Origin of the sequence: Kitasatospora sp. NBC_00240, assembly GCF_026342405.1 — a bacterium.
Classification (GTDB): domain Bacteria; phylum Actinomycetota; class Actinomycetes; order Streptomycetales; family Streptomycetaceae; genus Kitasatospora.
Window position 1 is genome coordinate 1 of the sequence record NZ_JAPEMU010000009.1, and the last position, 2,129, is coordinate 2,129.

The window sequence follows — 2,129 nt, forward strand, 5'->3', positions numbered from 1 at the left end:
TGCGGGCCGCCTTCGGCCTCAACCGCCGGCCTGCTGCATGTAGTCGCGGTAGCGCTTGCGGTTGCGGGCCTCGTGGAGCGAGACGACGCCCTCGGGCACCGGATCGTCCAGGCGCGGGCGGCGGTGACGGGCGGGCCGGCGCCCCTCGGGTGGGAGCGGCGTCGGGGCGGGCCTGGGGGGCGGTGGCACGCAGGGCGGGATCGTGGGGCCGCCGTCGTCGGGGTCGGGGTGCTGCCCGCAGCGGCAGCTCCAGTCGAGCGCAACGGGCGGCCCGGGCGGCCCGGGCGGCATGGGCGGGCGGGGCTTGCGGTGACGGCCGGTGCCGGCCTCGGGGTCGTAGCTCACTCCCGGACCAACGAGCCCGGGCCCGCGAGGCTTCGTGTGCCTTTGCACCGTAGATGGCCAAAGTTTGCAGGGTAGATGGCCAGGCCGTGCCCGGGGCGCAGCGAGGTGGTCTTCAGCCCCCTCCGGGCTGCTCTCCTCGCCCACCGCTGACCATGTAGGGGCTCGGAGGGTGGACCGGATCGGTTCTGTGGTGAGGTTGCGGCGTTGAGCTCCTGGGCGACGCGCAAATTCATGAAATTGGTGACCTCGGCGCCGGTGGGAATGGTGTCGTACGCGGCTTCGCCGGGCCCGTGGCGGAAGTTCGGCGCCAAGTCGAGGCTCCCAGGTCGACCGCCTCCGGATGGGCTCGCACCTGCCTTTCTGTGGGCTCGGCAAACACGGCCTGACCTGGTGTTTTCCAGGAATTCGCCTAGGGTGAGGAGTTCTGCCGGACAGCGTCGGAGAGGACATTATGAGCGGGGAAGCCAGCGAGTACGACGCCGGCCAGATCCAGGTGCTGGAGGGGTGGGAGGCCATCCGGAAGCGGCCCGGGATGTACATCGGCTCGACCGGTGAACGCGGTCTGCTCCGCATGGTCTTCGAGATCGCCAACCGGGCCGTGAACGAGGTCCTCGCCGGCCACGGCAGCTGCGTCAACGTCACCCTCACACCCGACGGCGGTGTCCGTGTCGCCGACGACGGGCGGGGAGTCCGTATCGACGAAGCGGGAGACAGCGGCATGTGCGGCCTCGAAGCCCTGCTGACCCGTTTTCAGACCGGGCCGGGGATCGGCGGCCGCCACGACGTGACGCTCGGCTTCTGCGGAGTGGGGCCCTTCGTCGTCAACGCCCTGTCGAGCCGGATGACGGCCGAAGTGCGGAGCGGGGGAGCCCGCTGGGTCCAGGAGTATGCGCGTGGCGTGGCCATCACCCTGCTCGCCGAGGCCGGCACCTCGACTGGAAGCGGCACCACCATCACCTTCTGGCCCGATGCCGACATCTTCGAGGCTGTGGAGTTCTCCTTCGACGGCCTGGCCGAGCGCTTTCGGGAACTCGCCCTGCTGAACGAGGGCTTGGAGATCTCTCTGACCGACCAGCGCCGTCCGGGCGAGTCCCGGGCGGCCCGATTCAGGTACCCGGACGGCGCGCGGGACTTCGTGGCCCTCCTCGACGAGCCGGAAGAGACACCCGTTCATCCGCACATCATCGGCTTCGAACGGGAGGACCCGCGCATGGCCGGAACCGTGGAGGTCGCCCTCCGTTGGCGTGACTCCCAAGAGGAACGAATCCGGAGCTTCGCCAACAGCCGGCCCACCTTCGGTGGCACCCACGAGCGTGGCTTCCGCGACGGAGCGGCGGCCGCGGTCACCGCGTACGCACGGAAGCAGGGACAGCTGACAACAGCGGACCCCGACCTCGAAGGCGATCGAATCGGCGAGGGCCTGACCGCGGTCGTGTCGGTGAAGCTGGACCATCCCGAGTTCGAGGGCCCCATACGCGACTTGCTGGGCAACGCCGCGGTGCGAGTCTGCATCGAAGAGGCCGTCCAGCAACACCTCGGCAGGTGGTTGGAAGAACACCCGGAGCGTGCCGCAGTTGTCATCGGCCGGATCATCAACGGCGTCCGTCGGGCCTGACCGGTAGCAGGCCGTCTGCTGGTCCCGGGGGACCGGCCAGCAGGGCGGTCGGCAGCACACGGCGGTCAACCAGTGACATGACCCGTGGCCAACCAGCCTGCTCAGACTGGCCAGATAGCGTGAAAACTTTGGCCATCAACCCTGGAAAGTGGCCATCTACGGTGCACAG

The 2,129-nt window shown here is 69.5% G+C and carries 2 protein-coding genes; one reads left to right on the forward strand and one right to left on the reverse strand.

Annotated elements, in window-relative coordinates:
- Window positions 1-18: 18 nt before the first annotated feature.
- Window positions 19-345, reverse strand: a complete 327-nt coding sequence (locus OG689_RS44690; protein ID WP_266329392.1) for a hypothetical protein — start codon at window positions 343-345, stop codon at window positions 19-21.
- 532 nt (window positions 346-877) lie between these two features.
- Here OG689_RS44690 and OG689_RS44695 point away from each other — a divergent pair.
- Window positions 878-1,960 (forward strand): ATP-binding protein, encoded by a 1,083-nt coding sequence (locus tag OG689_RS44695; RefSeq protein WP_266329393.1) that lies wholly within the window; start codon window positions 878-880, stop codon window positions 1,958-1,960.
- Window positions 1,961-2,129 lie beyond the last annotated feature (169 nt).